This is a genomic window from Streptomyces sp. NPDC018026, from assembly GCF_044327745.1.
In the GTDB taxonomy this organism is placed as follows: domain Bacteria; phylum Actinomycetota; class Actinomycetes; order Streptomycetales; family Streptomycetaceae; genus Streptomyces; species Streptomyces rubrogriseus.
In genome coordinates this window covers 1-15717 of the sequence record NZ_JBIRFY010000008.1, presented here as the reverse complement: position 1 = coordinate 15717, position 15717 = coordinate 1, and the positions used below count along the sequence as shown (strand labels likewise).

The window sequence follows — 15717 nt, the reverse complement described above, 5'->3', positions numbered from 1 at the left end:
GTCCACCGTAGCGTGCGCGCAGGTGGTGAGTTGACCGGAGGCGGAAGCCCGTCAACTGCCCGCGCCGGTCAGGCCCCAGTCCGGCCCCGCCCGCTCCCACTCCTGCTCCAGGCGTGCGTACCGGCGGCGGACCAGGCGCCAGACCACCGTGCGCCGGGCGGCCTCCACGAGGGCCGCCACCGCCACCGCGGTGCCCGTCCCGGCGAGCACCGCGTGGGTGGTCGCGGTCTCGGCGTCCAGCGGGCGGGCCACCTCACGGCCCCGCGCGTCCGTCCATATCGCGAACCGGTCGCCGCCTTCCGGGCGGTCGATGCCCACCAGGACGGGGCCCTCGTGCCGCGAACCGTCCGGCCCGGTCCAGGCGGCGAGGACACGGCTGCGCAGCTCTTCGCCGGAGGAGGCACCCTCCGGGTCGACGGCCAGGGGCGAACGCTCCAGGGCACGGAGCACGGTGGCCGTCACCCGGTGCCGCGACTCGTGCTGTTCGCGCACCGACCGCTGCAGGGCGTTCTGCGCCGCAGCGCCGACGAGCACGCCGATCAGGGGCGCCACGGACAGGATCAGCAGCAGTGCCGTCAGGGCCACCCAGGCCTCGGCCAAGTCGGTCCCGCGGCGCAGCGGATTGCCCCTCCAGCGCCAGAGACCTCTGACCGCTCGCACGCGCACACCCCCTTACCGCTGCGCTCCACCCTCCCCGTCGAGCCGTCCCCACTGGGCGGCCCGTCCCGGCCCGGTTCTCATGAACCTCTCACAAAGCCCAACGCGCGGACCCCGGACCGGGTTCCCGTTACCGGGCCGTTTGTCCGAAACCTGAACGCCGAGCCCCGAACGCCGAGCCCCGAAGGGTGATGGCTGGAGCCTGATCCCTGAACCACCTTGCCGTCGACGCGACGGTGCCGACCGAGGCTGTGCAGGGGCTCGGTGCCGGAGACGACCGGTTCGGCCGGAAGCGGTTCATGGCGGCAGCGCGCAGGCCGGGTCCACGGGCCTGCGGGTGGCGGGATCGTCCGGGTGCACCAGCCGGACGTCGGCTCCGAGCGGCGTGCCGCACCAGGCGTGCGCGGACAGCCGTACGCCGCCGCCGGGCAGAAGCTCGGCGGCGGCCGGGGCGAGGTGCGGCGGCCGGCGTTGCGTGACGACCTTTCCCCCGTCGTCGATCAGCGTCCAGCGTCGGTCTCCGGCCGGCCCCCCGGGCTCCACGTCATCGTGCCAGGTGGCACCGACAACCCGGAGGACGGCTCAGTAGCCGCGGTACTGCTGCTGGTTGTACGGGTCCTGGTACGGCGCGGGCGCCGGCCGGGGAGCCGCGGGCCGCATCGCCTCGTACCCCGCGGGGCCGGGCGCGCCCGGGCGGGGCGGCTGCGGCTGCTGGGGGCCGGGGTAGCCGCGGGGCGCGGTCGCCTGGTGCGGGATGTACGCGGCGGGCGCCTGCTGCAGCGGGGCGGGCTGCGGGGCCTGCTGCGGGTATCCGTAGGAGGGCTGCGAGGGGCCCGCCGGGAGGGCGGGCAGGGCGGACGGCAGCGCGGGCAGATGGCTGCTGCTCGGCATGTCGTACGCGGCGGGAACCCGGATCGGGGCGATCTGCGGTGTGCCCCGTTCGGCCACGAGCGAGTCGTAGATCGGGGTGTCCGGGAAGGAGGCGGAGTAGTAGCCGCCGCCATAAGTGGAGCGGGGGGAGGTCATGGCCATAAGTTAAGCCCACGATGTGCTGGTTGGGGAGACCGATAAGAGGGTTGTTTTCCGTGTCCGCAGTGACTGGGCATCCCCAATGCGAGCGAACTTGGCAAAATAGGGCGTCACGACACGCGATTTTGCGGTAAAGGCCGAGTTCCGGACGGGTTACCGGCGGTTGACGGAACCTTCTGCCGGACTCTTCTTCAGTGGCGGGCGGCCCGGAGAATAGGTTGTGCGTCAGAAACTCGACGATGCGCCGGGACAAGACTCGGCTCGGTGACACGTGATGGGGGCGGACATGTCAATGTCGAAAGGATCAAACACCCCGGTGCCGACGACGGCGCTGCGGGTCGAACTGGGCTGGCGATCCGGCCCCGGCGTGCCCGACGCGGACGCCTCCGCCCTCCTGCTGGTGGGCGGCAAGGTCCGTTCCGACGCGGACTTCGTCTTCTACAACCAGCCGGCCCACGCCTCCGGCTCGGTCCGCCACGAGGGCAAGCGGGACGCCGGCGGCCGGGTGACCGACAGCCTGCTCGTCGACCTCACGCGCGTGGAGCCCGCGATCGACACGGTGATCCTCGCCGCCTCCTCGGACGGCGGAGCGTTCGGGCAGGTCCCCGATCTGTACATCGAGGTGCGCGACACCGCGCGGAACACCGTCGTGGCCCGCTTCGACAACCCGGGCGCCGGCGCCGAGACCGCCTTCGTGCTCGGCGAGTTCTACCGCCGCCAGGGCGCCTGGAAGTTCCGCGCCGTCGGACAGGGATACGACAGCGGACTCGAGGGCCTGGCCACGGACTACGGCATCTCGGTGGACGAACCGCAGCACGCCCCGCCCCCACCCGCCCAGCCGGCGCCGACGGCCCCGCCCGCCCCCGCGGCCACGATGCCCCCACCGGTGCCTCCCGCGCCTCCCGTGGCACGGCCGGCCGCCGCGCCCCCGCCGCCCCCGGCCGCGCCCGCCGCCGCGCCGGTCCGGCTGACCAAGGTCACGCTCACCAAGGCGGCGCCCTCCGTCTCGCTCACCAAGCAGGGCGGCACCTCCGGCGCCATGCGCGTCAACCTCAACTGGCAGGTGCGCAAGCAGTTCTCGGGCTGGGCCCGCAAGCTCGGCCGCCCGGTCGCCATGCACGACGACCTCGACCTCGACCTGTGCTGCCTGTACGAACTGAGCGACGGCAGCAAGGGCGTCGTCCAGGCACTGGGCAACGCATTCGGGGCGCTGCACCAGCCGCCGTTCATCCACCTCGACGGCGACGACCGCACCGGCGCCGTGTCGACCGGCGAGAACCTCACCATCAGCCTCGACCACAAGCAGTACTTCCGGCGCATCCTCGTCTTCGTCACCATCTACGAGGGCGCCCGCTCCTTCGCCGACCTGCACGCCACGGTCACCCTCCAGCCGCAGTACGGCGCCGCGGTCGACTTCTCGCTCGACGAGTGCACCGTGCCCTCGACTGTGTGCGCCCTCGCGCTGATCACCAACACCGGAAACGACCTCGTCGTCCAGCGCGAGGCCCGCTACCTGGTGCCCGACCGCGGAGTGAGCCCGCAGCGGACGGTCGACCACGCCTACGGCTGGGGCATGAACTGGACCCCCGGCCGCAAATGAACCGCCCCAGGGGAGGCGCTCAGCCCGCCCGGCCCTCCTCGGGCACCGCGTCCGGACGGGCGTAGGTGCGGCCCTTCCAGGCCGCGCCGCGCCCCCGGTAGTGCTGCACCGCCGAGTCGACCGTCATCAGCAGATAGAGGAACGCGGTGAACGGCAGCAGCGGCGCGAGCCAGAGGGGCTGCCGGTAGTAGCGCAGCATCGGCAGAAACGTCCCCGCCATCACCAGCCAGGCGGCGCCGCCCAGGGCGGCCGCCGCACCCTGCCCCGTCGCCGCTCCGACGAGCACCGCGGCGGGCGGCACCAGATACACCAGGGCCAGGCCCAGCACCGTTCCGGCCAGCACCAGGGGGTTGTGCCGCAGTTGCGCGTAGGCGCTGCGCGAGACCATCCGCCACAGGTCGTGCAGCCGCGGATACGGGCGCACGCTGTCCACCCGGTCGGCCAGGCCCAGCCAGACCCGGCCGCCGGAACCCTTCACCGCGCGGGCGAGCACCACGTCGTCGATGACGGCGTGCCGGATGGCGTCCGGGATCCGCGCCCGCTCGGCGGCGTCGGCCCGCAGCAGCACGCAACCGCCCGCCGCGGCCGCCGTCCGCGTCGCCTTCTTCCGCCCGCTCCCGGCCCGGCCACCACCGATCCACCGGAACGGGTACAGCTGGGCGAAGAAGTAGACGAAGGCCGGGACCACGAGCCGCTCCCAGACGCTCTCCACCCGCAGCCGGGCCATCTGGGAGACGACGTCGAAACCTCCGGTGCCGGCCGCGGACACCAAGGCCCGCAGACTGTCCGGAGCGTGCGCGATGTCGGCGTCCGTCAGCAGCAGGTACTCGGGCTCACGCGCGCGTGCCAGGCCGATGCCGTGCCGCACCGCCCACAGCTTGCCCGTCCAGCCGGCGGGCGGCTCCCCGGGCGAGGCCACGGTCAGCGGCAGCCCCTCGTGCCGCCGGGCCAGCTCGCACGCCAGCTCACCCGTGCCGTCGGTGCTGCCGTCGTCGATGAGGAAGACTTCGGCCCGCCCCGGGTAGTCCTGGGCGAGCAGCGAGGGCAGGCTCGCGGGCAGCACCGCCGCCTCGTCGCGCGCCGGGACCACCACGCACACCGAGGGCCAGACGCCGGGCTCCTCAAGGGCCGGGAGTCTGACGTCCGTGCGCCAGAAGAAGCCCCGGGCGAGCAGCAGCCACAGCCAGGCGGCGAGGGAGAGGGCTGACACCAGGGTCACGACGGTCACGGCGGTCACGGCGGAAGTCCACGCATCGGCGCTCACGTGCGCAGTCTGCCGCACGGCACCGGCCGGTGGCGGCGCATCGTCTATGGTGGCCGGGTGAAGATCGCGCTCATGGACTCCGGAATCGGTCTGCTGGCGGCCACCGCCGCGGTACGGCGGCTGCGACCGGACGCCGATCTCATCCTCTCCCTGGACCCCGACGGGATGCCCTGGGGCCCGCGGACCCCTCAGGACCTGACCGGGCGCGCCCTCGCCGTGGCCGAGGCCGCCGCGGCGCACCGCCCGGACGCCCTGATCGTCGGCTGCAACACCGCCACGGTGCACGCGCTGCCCGCGCTGCGCGCCCGGCTCGAGCCCGAGGTGCCCGTCATCGGCACCGTCCCGGCGATCAAGCCCGCCGCGGCCGGCGGCGGCCCGGTGGCGATCTGGGCGACGCCGGCCACGACGGGCAGCCCCTACCAGCGGGGCCTGATCGAGGACTTCGCGGGGGACGCGACGGTCACCGAGGTGCCGTGCCCGGGCCTCGCCGAGGCGGTCGAGCACGCGGACGAGACCGCGATCACCGAGGCCGTCGCCGCCGCGGCCGCCCGCACACCCGACGACGTGACGACCGTCGTCCTGGGCTGCACCCACTACGAACTGGTCGCCGAGCGCATCCGCGCCGCCGTGCAGCGCCCCGGCGCCCCGCGGCTCGTCCTGCACGGCTCCGCCGGAGCCGTGGCCGCCCAGGCGCTGCGCCGGATCGGCGCCCGCCCCGACCCCGGCGCCCCGGCGACGGGCACCCTGACCGTGCTGCTGAGCGGACGCGAGGGCACCCTGCCCGCGCCCGCGCTGGCCTACGACGAGGGCACGCTCCTGCGCGCGGTCACGCCGGCCGGCTGACGGGCCCTCCCCGCCCGGTCGGCCCAGTCACCCTGCGCGACGAGGTACCCGCGCAGCGAAACATGAGTAACCTCATAGCCATGAGGCATCGCCACGGCGAGACCGTCCCCGAGCCCAACGTCTGGACCGGCCGTGCCACCAGCCGGGTCCAGTGGTTCCTGGCGCTCATCGGAGCCGCCTGCATGGCGCTCGGCATCGCCCTGGCCGTCGAATCGGCCTGGGAGTCCGGCGTCGCCCCGCTCGCCATGGCCGTCGTCGGCTGCATCGCGGCCGGACTGCTGGTCCTGTTCGGCACGCTGGCCTTCGTGCACGTCGCGCTGAGAGTCGACGAGGACTGTCTCGAAGTGCGCTGCGGCCACATCGGCGTGCCCCGCCGCCGCATCCCCCTCTCCCTCGTCGCGGGCGCCGAGTTCGCGCCGCACGTCACCCCGCGCCACTGGGGCGGCTGGGGCTACCGGTGGCGGCCGGAGATGGGCACGGCCGTCGTCGTACGGCGCGGGGAGGGCCTGATCCTGCGGCTGCTGGACGGCCACACCTTCACGATCACCGTGGACGACGCGGAGGCCGCCGTCCAGGTCATCAAGGACCGTCTGCGCCCGAAGACACCGGGCCCGGCACACTGAGACCGGGCGGACCCGGCCCGCTGGGCCCGCGGCGCGAGAGTCCGAGCCGCGGTGCCTCAGCGGGGCAGTCCCCCCTTCCGCGGCCTTGCGTCCGTGCCCCGGGCCGGTGACTCCGCCGCGAAGGGGCGGGCCGTGGCCAGCCCCGCGAGGAGCCCCGCGCCGAGCGGGACCGCGGTGAAGCTCAGCGCGTTGCCGACGACGGCGATGGCCGCGAGCCCGGTGAGCGCCGCGCCCGCGGTGAGGACGACCGGAGTGGGCCGCGGGGAGCGCCACAGCGCGTACAGCACCCAGCAGAAGGCCGCGGCCAGCAGCGCCACCCCCACCAGCCCCTGTTCGGCCGCCTGCTGCCACACCGCGGAGTGCGGGCGGCCGTCCGGCACCGGCGACCCCGCGGCCGTCGGGCTCGACGCCCCGAACCGTCCCGGTCCGACGCCGAGGGCCGGGTCCCCGCGCAGCAACTCCAGCGCGTCGGCCCACAGCCGGACGCGATGGGAGGTCAGCTGTCCCTCGAGGGCCGCGGCGAGCCCGTCCGGCACGAAGCCGCCCGGCACCGCCCAGCTCAGGCCGCTCACCAGACCCGCGCCGAGACCCAGCCCGGCGATGCCCACGCCGCGGCGGCGCACTCGGCCGGCGGCGAGTGAGCACAGCAGCACCACCGCACAGGCGACACATCCGGCGACCGAGCCCAGTACGGCCGCGATCACGGCGATCCCGGCGGCCAGCAGCCGTAACGCGACCCGCACGGCCGACGCTCCGCCCGCCCACGCCCCGCAGCACGCGGCGCCCGCCGACAGCGCGAGCAGGGCGGCGGTCGCACCGGCGTGCCCGAGCGGTGCGGTGAGCCGCGGCCCCGGCGCGAGGTGCGGGACGGCGACCGCAAGGACGACCCCGGCCAGCGCGACGGCACAGGGCGCGGCAACGGGCAGCAGCGCCCCGCCGCGTAACCGGCGGTCACGGCCAGCACCGCGAGCAGCACACCCTCGGGGCGTCCGTCGCGCGCGGCCGCCGTGATCAGCGACCAGGAGGCGCAGGCGGCGAGGATCACCAGCCCCGCCATGTCGACGCCGCCGTGTCTCCCGCCGTCCGCGACCGCACCGGCCGCAGACGCCGTCCCCCTCGAACCCACCGTGTCCCCCGCCCGCGTCGCCCCCGACCTGACGGGCCCCCGCCGCCCGGCGGAATCGGACCGGCGACCGGGGCTCGGCCACACCGTAACGGCCGGTCGGCGGATTGTGGACCGGTCGGCGCCCGGTTGTGGCGAAACGATGCGGCACGGATCGCCACGGCCCGTCGGGGTCCTCGGACCGTCCTGTCCACGGCCAGGTCACCCGCCGTACACTCCGGGGGGTGACAGCCACCGCAACCACCGTCGGCGAGCCGGACCGGACCCAACCGCGGACCACGCCCGCCTCCCGGGCCGTCTCGCGGCTCGCGCGTCTCCTCCCGGCCGCCGCCGCGGCGCTCTCCGGAGTGCTCCTCTACATCAGCTTCCCGCCGCGCACCCTGTGGTGGCTGGCGCTGCCCGCCTTCGCCGTCTTCGGCTGGGTGCTGCGCGGCCGCGGCTGGAAGGCGGGCCTCGGCCTCGGCTACCTCTTCGGCCTCGGCTTCCTGCTGCCCCTGCTGGTGTGGACCGGCGTGGAGGTCGGCCCCGGCCCCTGGCTCGCCCTGGTCGCGATCGAGGCGCTCTTCGTGGCGGCCGTCGGCGCGGGCGTCGCCGCCGTGTCGAAGCTGCCGGGGTGGCCGGTGTGGGCGGCGGCCCTGTGGATCGCCGGAGAGGCGGCACGCGCGCGTGTGCCCTTCGAGGGCTTCCCCTGGGGCAAGATCGCGTTCGGGCAGGCGGACGGCGTGTTCCTGCCGCTCGCCGCGGTCGGCGGCACGCCGGTTCTCGGCTTCGCGGTCGTCCTGTGCGGCTTCGCCCTCCACGAGGCCGTGCGCCTGGCCGTCCGGGCCCGCCGCGGCGACGAGGTGCGGCGCGGTGCCGCGGCGGTGGCACTCCTCGGCGTGGCCGTACCCGTGGTGGGCGCCGTGGCCGCCCGGCCCCTGGTCAGTGACACGGCGGAGGACGGCACCGCGACCGTCGCCGTGATCCAGGGCAACGTGCCGCGCGCCGGACTCGGCTTCAACGCCCAGCGCCGGGCCGTACTCGACTACCACGCGCGCGAGACACAGCGCCTGGCCGACGAGGTGAAGGCGGGCAAGGTGGCACGCCCCGACTTCGTCCTCTGGCCGGAGAACTCCTCGGACATCGACCCCTTCGCCAACGCCGACGCCCGCCTCGTCATCGACCGGGCCGCCCGGGCCATCGGCGCGCCCATCTCGGTCGGCGGCGTCGTGGAACGCGACGGCAGACTGCTCAACGAGCAGATCCTGTGGGACCCGGACAAGGGCCCCGTCGACACGTACGACAAGCGGCAGATCCAGCCCTTCGGCGAGTACCTGCCGCTGCGCTCGCTCATCGGGGCGATCAACGACGAGTGGACCTCCATGGTCAGCCGGGACTTCAGCAGGGGCACCGAACCCGGCGTGTTCACCATGGCCGGCACCAAGGTGGGCCTGGTGACCTGCTACGAGGCGGCCTTCGACTGGGCCGTGCGCTCCGAGGTCACCGACGGCGCCCAGATGATCTCGGTGCCCAGCAACAACGCGACCTTCGACCGCAGCGAGATGACCTACCAGCAGCTCGCCATGTCCCGGATCCGCGCGGTCGAGCACAGCCGGACCGTCACCGTCCCGGTGACCAGCGGCGTCAGTGCGATCATCATGCCGGACGGCCGGATCACCCAGAAGACCGGAATGTTCGTTGCCGACTCCCTGGTGCAGGAGGTGCCCCTGCGCTCCTCCGAGACGCCCGCCACCCGGCTCGGCATCGCACCCGAGATCGCCCTGGTGCTGGTCGCCGCCGGTGGGCTCGGCTGGGCCGTCGGCGCCGGTGTGCGCGGTCGACGCGCCCGCGACGTGTAGCCGTACGCCCGGTGCACGCCCCGTGACGACGGCGGGAGCGGTCCGGCCGCCCCGTTAGGGTCGGACGCATGGCTACTCCCGATTTCATCCGCGACCTGCGCGCCTCGGCCGGACACCAACTTCTGTGGCTCCCCGGAGTCACCGCCGTCGTCTTCGACGACGAGGGCAGAGTGCTGCTCGGCCGGCGGTCCGACAACGGGCGCTGGTCGTTGATCGGAGGCATTCCGGAGCCGGGCGAGCAGCCCGCCGCCTGCGCCGTGCGCGAGGTCGAGGAAGAGACCGCCGTCCAGTGCGTCGTCGAGCGGCTGGTCCTCGTGCAGGCACTGAAGCCGGTCACCTACGACAACGGTGACATCTGCCAGTTCATGGACATCACCTTCCGCTGCCGGGCCGTGGGCGGCGAGGCCCGGGTCAACGACGACGAGTCGCTCGAGGTGGGCTGGTTCGCGGTGGACGCGCTGCCGGACATCAAGGAGTTCGGACAGAGCAGGGTCAAGCAGGCCCTGTCCGACGCCCCCACATGGTTCGAACCCACTGGTTCCTTCTGAAGTATGGGGCGAGCCCACATGGGGGACGGGGCGGACGCTGCCTAGGGTCGGGACATGACCTCGCCCAGCGTCCTCCAGGCCCCCCACGCCTCCTCGCTCGACCTGCACGGCCGCACCGCCCTCGTCACCGGCGCCGCCGGCGGTATCGGCCGTGCCTGCGCACTGCGGCTGGCCGCGGCCGGGGCCGAGGTCAGAGCGGTCGACCGGGACGCGGCCGGTCTCGAGGCGCTCGCCGGGAGCTGCGGGGACCTCGCGGGCAGCGTCGAGCCGCAGGTCCTGGACCTGACCGACCTGGACGCCGCCGAACGCGCCGCGGCCGGCACCGACGTCCTCGTCAACAACGCCGGACTGCAACTGGTACGGCCGCTGGAGCAGTTCCCGCCGGACGTCTTCCACACCGTGCTCACCGTGATGCTGGAGGCCCCCTTCCGGCTGATCCGCGGCGCCCTGCCCCACATGTACGGGCAGGGCTGGGGCCGCATCGTCAACATCTCCTCCGTCCACGGACTGCGGGCCTCCGCCTACAAGGCCGCCTACGTGTCCGCCAAGCACGGGCTGGAGGGCCTGTCCAAGACCGCCGCCCTCGAAGGCGCCACCCACGGCGTCACCTCCAACTGCGTGAACCCCGCCTACGTCCGCACCCCGCTGGTGGAGCGGCAGATCGCCGACCAGGCCCGGGCCCACGGGGTCCCCGAGGAGCAGGTGCTCTCCGACGTACTGCTGCGCGACAGCGCCCTGCGGCGGCTGATCGAACCCGACGAGGTCGCCGAAGCGGTGGCGTACCTGTGCGGCCCGTACACGGCCGGCCTCACGGGCACCTCACTCGTCCTGGACGGCGGCTGGACCGCGCACTGAGCCGGGGTTTTCCACAGGGCTGCCGGGACGAGCGGGTGATGGGGAATCCTGTGGGCATGTCCCGCGATCACGCGCAGTCCGCCGAGACGCCGTTCCTAGAGCTGCTGGCTCGCGGCGCCTTGGCCGACGCCTACGAGCAGCCGGTGCTGCGCGCCCGCGCCGAGGGCGGACCGGCCGAGCGTACCGACGCGCTCGAACGGGCCAAGCACCTCGCGCTGCGGGTGCGCTCGGAGCTGGAGGGCCGGCGCAGGCGCGAGGCCGAGCTTTCCGCGCTGTTCGAGACCGCCCACGACCTCGCAGGACTGCGGGACCTGGACGCGGTACTGCGCGCGATCGTGCAGCGCGCCCGCTCCCTGCTCGGCACCGACGTCACCTACCTCAGCCTCAACGACCCCGACCGCGGCGACACCTACATGCGGGTCACCGAGGGATCGGTCGCCGCGCGCTTCCAGCAGCTGCGGCTCGGCATGGGGGAGGGCCTCGGTGGCCTCGTCGCCCAGACCGCCCGCCCCTACGTCACCGACGACTACTTCGAGGACGCCCGCTTCCGGCACACCGGCACCATCGACGCCGGGGTGCGCGACGAGGGCCTGGTCGCCATCCTCGGCGTACCCCTCATGCTCGGCCACCACGTCATCGGCGTGCTCTTCGCCGCGGACCGGCGGGCCAGGGTCTTCGAACGCGAGCAGATCGCCCTGCTCGGCTCCTTCGCCGCCCTCGCGGCCGCCGCCATCGACACCGCCAACCTGCTCGCCGAGACCCGCTCGGCCCTCGCGGGCCTGGAGCGGGCCAACGAGATCATCCGGGACCGCAGCGGCGTCATCGAGCGCGCCTCCGACGTCCACGACCGGCTCGCCGAGCTCGTCCTGCGCGGCGGCGGGGTGCACGACGTGGCGGCCGCCGTCTCGCAGGTCCTGGACGGCACCGTGGAGTTCACCGAGGCCACCGCGGCACCTGAGCACGCGCTGGAGGCGTCCCGCGCCGACGGACACGTGGTGCGGCACAAGGACGACTGGATCGCCGCCGTCGCCGCCGGTGACGAACTGTTCGGCGCCCTCGTCCTGCGCGGCCACCCCGGGCTCGACCCCGTCGACCAGCTCACCCTCGAACGCGCCGCGATGGTCACCTCCCTGCTGCTGCTCGCCCGCCGCTCCGCCGCCGAGGCCGAACAGCGGGTCCGCGGCGAGCTCCTGGACGACCTGCTCGACGCCCGCGACCGCGATCCGCGCCTGCTGGACGACCGGGCCCGACGGCTGCACGCCGACCTGTCCGCCGCCCACGTCGTCCTCGCCGCCCGCCTCGACGCCACCGAGGCCGACGCGGACCAGGAGGCGGACGCGCGCCGGCGCCTGTGGGCCGCGGCCTCCCACCTCGCCGCGACCCGGCACGGCCTGGCCGCCGCCCGGGACGGCGGCACCGTACTGCTGCTCCCGCTGACGGACGGCGACAGTGCCACCGATCTGGCCCGCCGCACCGCCCGGCACCTGGGCCGCGCGGTCCACGAGGCCGTCACCGTCGGCGCCTCCGCGCCCGTGCGGGATCTCGCCGCCCGTCCCGAAGCCGTGGCCGCCGCCTACACCGAGGCCGGACGCTGCCTGGACACCCTGCGCCTGCTGGGCCGTGGCGGGGACGGCGCGGCGGCCGAGGACTTCGGCTTCCTGGGCCTGCTGCTGGCCGGGGACCAGAACGTGCCGGGGTTCGTCGAGCGCACCATCGGTCAGGTCGTCGCCTACGACGAGCGGCGCGGCACGGAACTCGTGCGCACCCTCGACGCGTACTTCGCCTGCGGGATGAGCCCGGCCCGCACCAAGGAGGCCCTGCACGTCCATGTGAACACCGTCGCCCAGCGCCTTGAGCGCGTCGGCCGGCTCCTGGGTGACGACTGGCAGAGCCCCGACCGCGCGCTGGAGATACAACTGGCCCTCAGACTCCACCGGTTGTCGGCCCCGGCACGGCCCTGAACCCCGCACGCACGGGCGCACGGGGGCCGGTGACGGAGGCGGCTCAGACGGTGCGCGCCTGCTGCCCACGGGAGTCGGACACCGGCGCGTCGACGTCGACGTCGGCGTCGGCGTTGACGGCATCCACCTCCGCGAGGTCCCGGTGCCGGGTCTCCCGGGCCACGCCCACGGCGAACAGCGTCAGCACTGCCGCCGCGATGACATAGAGGGAGATCGGCGTCGAGCTGTCGTACTCGGACAGCAGCGCGGTGGCGATCAGCGGCGCCGGAGCACCGGCCGCCACGGAGGCGAACTGGGCGCCGATCGAAGCCCCCGAGTAGCGCATCCGGGTCGCGAACATCTCGGAGAAGAAGGCCGCCTGGGGCGCGTACATGGCGCCGTGCAGCACCAGCCCCACGGTCACCGCGAGCAGCAGAGCGCCGAAGCGACCGGAGTCGATCAGCATGAAGAACGGGAACATCCACAGCCCGACACCGGCCGCACCCAGCAGGTACACGGGGCGCCGGCCGATCCGGTCCGACAGCGCTCCCCAGGCCGGGATGACCGCGAAGTGCACGGCCGAGGCGATCAGCACCGCGTTGAGCGCGGTCTGCTTGGAGACGCCGGCCGCGGACGTGGCGTAGACGAGGATGAAGGCCGTGATGACGTAGTAGCTGATGTTCTCCGCCATCCGCGCGCCCATGGCGATCAGCACGTCGCGCCAGTGGTGCCGCATCACGGCGACCAGCGGAAGCGGCTCGGCCTTCGTCTTCCGCGACTCCGCCTGCGCCAAGGCCTGCTTGAAGACCGGCGATTCGTCGACAGAGAGACGAATCCACAGACCGACCATGACCAGGACCCCGGAGAGCAGGAACGGAATGCGCCAGCCCCAGCTGTTGAACGCGGCGTCCGACAGCACGGCCGTGAGCAGCGACAGCACACCGGTCGCGAGCAGTTGCCCGGCCGGTGCCCCGGTCTGCGGCCACGACGCCCAGAACCCGCGCCGCCGCGCGTCCCCGTGCTCGGACACGAGCAGCACGGCGCCGCCCCACTCACCGCCGAGGGCGAAACCCTGGACGAGCCGCAGCACGGTCAACAGCACGGGAGCGGCCGTGCCGACGGTCGCGTGGGTGGGGAGCAGCCCGATCGCGAACGTCGCCCCGCCCATCATCAACAGGCTCAGCACCAGCAGCTTCTTACGCCCGAGCCGGTCACCGTAGTGCCCGAACACCAGGGCTCCGACCGGTCGCGCGGCGAACCCGACGGCATAGGTCAGGAACGACAGCAGCGTCCCGACCAGCGGGTCGGAGTCCGGGAAGAACAGCTCGTTGAACACGAGCGCGGCGGCGGAACCGTAGAGGAAGAAGTCGTACCACTCGATGGTGGTGCCGATGAGGGACGCGGCGACGATGCGCTTGAGATTGTTCGGTGCTGGTGGGGTGGCTGCGGGCGACGACATCGGCACCACTTCCTGGGGATCTGCGGGGACGGTTGCGTGTCGCCACACCGTAGGAAGACGCAGGTCAGAGGCGTATGTGGTGGGACACCATAGTTCGGAGGCAAGCTATGCGCGCAGTACCCATGCGTCCTCAGCTGACTTGGCGTCTACCAGTGGGCGGTAGAGCGAAGTCTCGCCCCGCTGCCTCATCACGCACCGCCAGCTTCGGTCACCCTGTCAGCTGCTGTCGTCATCCACATAGAGACAGAAGGGATGACCAGCGGGGTCGAGCATCACCCTGACGTTGTCCTGCGGCTGATACCCGGCCTCCCGCGCGCCGAGTTCCAGGGCATGGGCTACGGCGGCCCGCAGATCGACGACTTCGAAGTCCAGGTGCATCGTGATCCGCTGGGAGTTCTCCTGAGCGGGCCAGACCGGAGGGACGTAGCCGTCCGAGAGCTGGAAGGCTACGTAGCCCACACCTTCCGAGGGCGCGACCGTCGCCCCATCAGGCTCTTCCTTGGTGATCTCCCAGCCCAGCAGATCCGAGTAGAAGTGGGCGAGCGCCGGCGGATCGGGCGCCTCAAGTACGACGCCCCACCAGTCGTGTCTCGACATGCGAGGAGTACCGGGCTCATGACTGGGTCGTCCACGCATACCGCCAACTACCTCCGGATGCTCCGCCGCAGATCCTCTTCAAGGCTGACCTCTGGACCTTACCGACCGCCCGAGAACGGGACCGGGAGACCCGGCGCAGAAGGCTGAGCACGCTAAAGCGTCCGCAGAACGGGGGCCGAACACTGGGCGCACCGGTGTTGGGGCCGGCCTGGCCCACGGTCTACTGACGCTTCGCGTAGTCCTTGACGAGCTCGGCGCCCGAGGCGAGCTGGACCGGTCGCGGTGCGCGATCGACTCGGTCAGCGTCCGGGCTGCAAAAGGGATCCACTGATGGGCCCGAATCCGACCGATCGTGGCAAGCTGGGATTGAAGGTTCACTTGCCCAACCGTCTACGGATGAACGTGCTCAGGCGGCAAGCTGTGAGCTGCTGTGCGGGAGGTCTCGGAAGGGATCGTGGTGCGAACCCGAGACAGGGATGATCACCTCATGATGCGAGGTGCCTTTGACGACGTCCCTGTGACCGCACTCTTCCCTCTCCTGAAGGCTGCGGATGTGGACTCCTTGAATCGGGCGGCTGGAACGGTCGACACGGCTCGTGCAGGTAGAGACACGGCGGATTGGGAGTGGGCGCTGGAACACGCGGACTTCCCGGCCACACAGCTGGGGACTCCGGTCGTCCTTGGGCTGGATGTCATCGAGCACGCCGAGGGAGGCGACCAGGTGGAGCTTTTGCTCCAGGTGGTGTGGACCGATCCAGGCCGGCTCGCGGTCGACACGGCCGTGAACGTGGCCTGCTGGTGCGAGACCGATCACGCCACCCATGACATCGACGCCGTAAGGCAAGTGGTTGGCGAGGGGACCTCGTTGTCCGAGGCATTCCGGGCCGGAGCTGAACGTCTGACCGGCTGGCTGGCCGATCCACACGACGCCGACCACTGGCGTGCCAAAGCGGGACTGCCTCCCCGGCGGGTCCCCTGAGGGTCCGCGCCGGGCACGTTCGTCTGTACCGGACTGGGTACGTTCACGGCCCTGGCAAGATTTTCGTGAAGCGGGGTTGTGCCTCCGTGCGCCGGTGACGCACCGTCACGGGTAGCGGCAGTGTCGGCGAGTGTGTGATGACCTCGTACGAACTATGGCTCCGCATCTGGATGTGGTGCGGCTGGAACGGGTGTGGTCGGCGGGCGGGGTGGTCCGTATCGCCGCCCGTACCCGCGATTTGATGATTGCGTGTCCGGACTGCGGGCGTGAGTCCGCTCGGGTGCACAGCCGGTATCTCCGCAGACTGGCCGACGTCGCTGCTGGTGGACGCCCGGTGCTGATCACTCTCTCCGTGCGCCGCT

At 73.0% G+C, this 15717-nt stretch carries 14 protein-coding genes and 3 pseudogenes; 10 read left to right on the top strand and 7 right to left on the bottom strand.

Features of this window, described 5'->3' with window-relative positions; all coding sequences use genetic code 11:
* Positions 1 to 51 precede the first annotated feature (51 nt).
* From ACH4D3_RS24205 to ACH4D3_RS24195, 3 genes and pseudogenes are all read right to left on the bottom strand, one after another.
* Positions 52 to 660 (bottom strand): hypothetical protein, encoded by a 609-nt coding sequence (locus ACH4D3_RS24205; RefSeq protein ID WP_398325408.1) that lies wholly within the window; start codon positions 658 to 660, stop codon positions 52 to 54.
* 300 nt (positions 661 to 960) lie between these two features.
* Positions 961 to 1200, bottom strand: a pseudogene (locus tag ACH4D3_RS24200) (MOSC N-terminal beta barrel domain-containing protein); the annotation flags it as partial.
* 39 nt (positions 1201 to 1239) lie between these two features.
* Positions 1240 to 1683, bottom strand: a complete 444-nt coding sequence (locus ACH4D3_RS24195; protein ID WP_385350639.1) for a DUF6643 family protein — start codon at positions 1681 to 1683, stop codon at positions 1240 to 1242.
* 295 nt (positions 1684 to 1978) lie between these two features.
* Between ACH4D3_RS24195 and ACH4D3_RS24190 the strand changes: the two genes are divergently transcribed.
* Positions 1979 to 3286 (top strand): TerD family protein, encoded by a 1308-nt coding sequence (locus ACH4D3_RS24190; protein WP_398325405.1) that lies wholly within the window; start codon positions 1979 to 1981, stop codon positions 3284 to 3286.
* Positions 3287 to 3305: 19 nt separating this feature from the next.
* Here ACH4D3_RS24190 and ACH4D3_RS24185 read toward each other — a convergent pair whose 3' ends face one another.
* On the bottom strand, positions 3306 to 4568 hold the full coding sequence (locus ACH4D3_RS24185) for a glycosyltransferase (RefSeq protein ID WP_398325402.1): 1263 nt from the start codon (positions 4566 to 4568) through the stop codon (positions 3306 to 3308).
* A 39-nt stretch (positions 4569 to 4607) separates the two neighbouring features.
* Between ACH4D3_RS24185 and ACH4D3_RS24180 the strand changes: the two genes are divergently transcribed.
* Together ACH4D3_RS24180 and ACH4D3_RS24175 are read left to right on the top strand one after the other, a co-directional pair.
* Positions 4608 to 5393, top strand: a complete 786-nt coding sequence (locus ACH4D3_RS24180) for a glutamate racemase (protein WP_398325399.1) — start codon at positions 4608 to 4610, stop codon at positions 5391 to 5393.
* An 80-nt stretch (positions 5394 to 5473) separates the two neighbouring features.
* Positions 5474 to 6016: a hypothetical protein gene (locus ACH4D3_RS24175; RefSeq protein WP_398325396.1), complete on the top strand. Its 543-nt coding sequence runs from the start codon at positions 5474 to 5476 to the stop codon at positions 6014 to 6016.
* 56 nt (positions 6017 to 6072) lie between these two features.
* Here the strand turns inward: ACH4D3_RS24175 and ACH4D3_RS24170 are convergent.
* Positions 6073 to 7073: pseudogene (locus tag ACH4D3_RS24170) on the bottom strand (O-antigen ligase family protein).
* A 290-nt stretch (positions 7074 to 7363) separates the two neighbouring features.
* Between ACH4D3_RS24170 and lnt the strand changes: the two are divergent.
* From lnt to ACH4D3_RS24150, 4 genes are all read left to right on the top strand, one after another.
* Positions 7364 to 8977 carry an apolipoprotein N-acyltransferase gene (lnt, locus tag ACH4D3_RS24165; RefSeq protein ID WP_398325393.1) on the top strand — a complete coding sequence of 538 codons (1614 nt, stop codon included), beginning with the start codon at positions 7364 to 7366 and terminating at the stop codon, positions 8975 to 8977.
* 68 nt (positions 8978 to 9045) lie between these two features.
* On the top strand, positions 9046 to 9525 hold the full coding sequence (locus ACH4D3_RS24160) for an NUDIX hydrolase (RefSeq protein ID WP_398325390.1): 480 nt from the start codon (positions 9046 to 9048) through the stop codon (positions 9523 to 9525).
* A gap of 54 nt (positions 9526 to 9579) precedes the next feature.
* Positions 9580 to 10380 (top strand): 3-hydroxybutyrate dehydrogenase, encoded by an 801-nt coding sequence (locus ACH4D3_RS24155; RefSeq protein WP_398325387.1) that lies wholly within the window; start codon positions 9580 to 9582, stop codon positions 10378 to 10380.
* Between the two features lie 56 nt (positions 10381 to 10436).
* Positions 10437 to 12341, top strand: a complete 1905-nt coding sequence (locus ACH4D3_RS24150) for a helix-turn-helix domain-containing protein (protein WP_398325384.1) — start codon at positions 10437 to 10439, stop codon at positions 12339 to 12341.
* A gap of 43 nt (positions 12342 to 12384) precedes the next feature.
* Here the strand turns inward: ACH4D3_RS24150 and ACH4D3_RS24145 are convergent, their stop codons facing one another.
* Positions 12385 to 13779, bottom strand: a complete 1395-nt coding sequence (locus ACH4D3_RS24145; protein ID WP_398325381.1) for an MFS transporter — start codon at positions 13777 to 13779, stop codon at positions 12385 to 12387.
* 216 nt (positions 13780 to 13995) lie between these two features.
* Positions 13996 to 14376 (bottom strand): VOC family protein, encoded by a 381-nt coding sequence (locus ACH4D3_RS24140; RefSeq protein ID WP_398325378.1) that lies wholly within the window; start codon positions 14374 to 14376, stop codon positions 13996 to 13998.
* Between the two features lie 232 nt (positions 14377 to 14608).
* Here ACH4D3_RS24140 and ACH4D3_RS24135 point away from each other — a divergent pair.
* From ACH4D3_RS24135 to ACH4D3_RS24125, 3 genes and pseudogenes are all read left to right on the top strand, one after another.
* Positions 14609 to 14784 (top strand): annotated as a pseudogene (locus tag ACH4D3_RS24135) (IS5/IS1182 family transposase); the annotation flags it as partial.
* A 22-nt stretch (positions 14785 to 14806) separates the two neighbouring features.
* The gene (locus ACH4D3_RS24130; RefSeq protein WP_398325375.1) at positions 14807 to 15355 is read left to right on the top strand and encodes a hypothetical protein; all 549 of its coding nucleotides are present in this window, start codon (positions 14807 to 14809) and stop codon (positions 15353 to 15355) included.
* Positions 15356 to 15509: 154 nt separating this feature from the next.
* Positions 15510 to 15717 (top strand): transposase family protein (locus tag ACH4D3_RS24125; RefSeq protein WP_398325372.1); only part of this gene is annotated, 208 nt, incomplete at its 3' end.